This is a genomic window from Sphaerisporangium sp. B11E5 (assembly GCF_039871875.1).
GTDB lineage: Bacteria > Actinomycetota > Actinomycetes > Streptosporangiales > Streptosporangiaceae > Sphaerisporangium.
Genome location: NZ_JBDPMD010000115.1, coordinates 1 through 1,403, shown reverse-complemented (window position 1 = coordinate 1,403; position 1,403 = coordinate 1). Strand labels below are relative to the sequence as shown.

Sequence of the window (1,403 nt, the reverse complement as noted above, 5' to 3'; positions counted from 1 at the left end):
CCTTGCCGATGTCACCCAACGGGAAAGTGGACCGCGCCGCGCTCCCCACCCCCCAGACACCCGCCACCACCGGCGGACGCGCCCCCCGCACCCCGTTGGAGACCACCCTCGCCGAACTGTTCACCGAAGTCCTGGGCGTGCCCGGCATCGGCATCGACGACAACTTCTTCACCCTCGGCGGCCACTCCCTCATGGCCACCCGCCTCACCGGCCGCATCCGCACCGTCCTCGGCACCGACCTCCCCGCCCGCGCCGTCTTCGAGTGCCCCACCGTGGCAGGACTGGCCGCCCGCGTGACCCAGCCCGCCGCCGGCACGCCCGGCCGTCCCGCACTGGCCGCACAGGACCGCCCCGCCACACCCCCGCTGTCCTACGCCCAGCGCCGGTTGTGGTTCCTGGCCCAGCTCGAAGGCCCCAGCGCGACGTACAACCTGCCGACGGCGCTGCGGTTCCGCGGAGCGATGGACGTCGAGGCACTGCGAGCGGCACTCGCGGACGTCCTGACCCGGCACGAGAGCCTGCGCACCGTGTTCCGCCTGCACGACAACGAGCCCTACCAGCACGTACTCACCCCCGACCAGATCACCGTGCCGCTCACCACCCGCCCCGTCGCCCCCGAGAACCTGGACGAGCAACTCGCGGTCGCGGCGGGCCGGCCCTTCGACCTGGAACACGACCTGCCCATCCGCGCCGAACTCCTGCGACTGGGGCCCGAGGACCAGGTCCTGGCCCTGGTGGTCCACCACATCGCCGCCGACGGGTGGTCCTTCGCGCCACTGGCCCGGGACCTGACCACCGCCTACCACGCCCGCAGCCACGGCAACCCACCCACCTGGACCCCGCTACCGGTCCAGTACATCGACTACACCCTGTGGCAACACCAACTCCTCGGCGACCCCCACGACCCCGACAGCCTGCTCAACCAGCAACTCACCTACTGGCGCCACACCCTGGCCGGCATCCCCGACCACCTCACCCTCCCCACCGACCGCCCCCGGCCCCCCATCGCCAGCCACCGCGGCGACACCCTGCCGTTCACCCTGCCCGCGAGCCTGCACACAGACCTGCTCACCTTGGCCCGCCGGCATGACGCCACCCTGTTCATGGTCCTCCACGCCGCCCTGACCGCCCTGCTCACCCGCCTAGGCGCCGGCACCGACATCCCCATCGGCGCCCCCATCGCCGGCCGCACCGACCCCGCACTCGACGACCTCACCGGCTTCTTCGTCAACACCCTCGTCCTCAGAACCACAACCGACAACAACCCCACCTTCACCCAACTCCTCACCCAAACCCGCACCACCAACATCAACGCCTACACCCACCAAGACCTCCCCTTCGACCACCTCGTCGAAGCCCTCAACCCCAACCGCTCCCTCGCCCGCCACCCCCTCTTCCAGGTC

General features: G+C 71.3%; 1 protein-coding gene. It reads left to right on the top strand.

Going from position 1 to position 1,403, the window contains the following annotated elements:
• The coding region (locus ABGB17_RS38765; RefSeq protein WP_347639384.1) for a condensation domain-containing protein at nt 1–1,403 on the top strand (1,403 nt) is incomplete at both ends.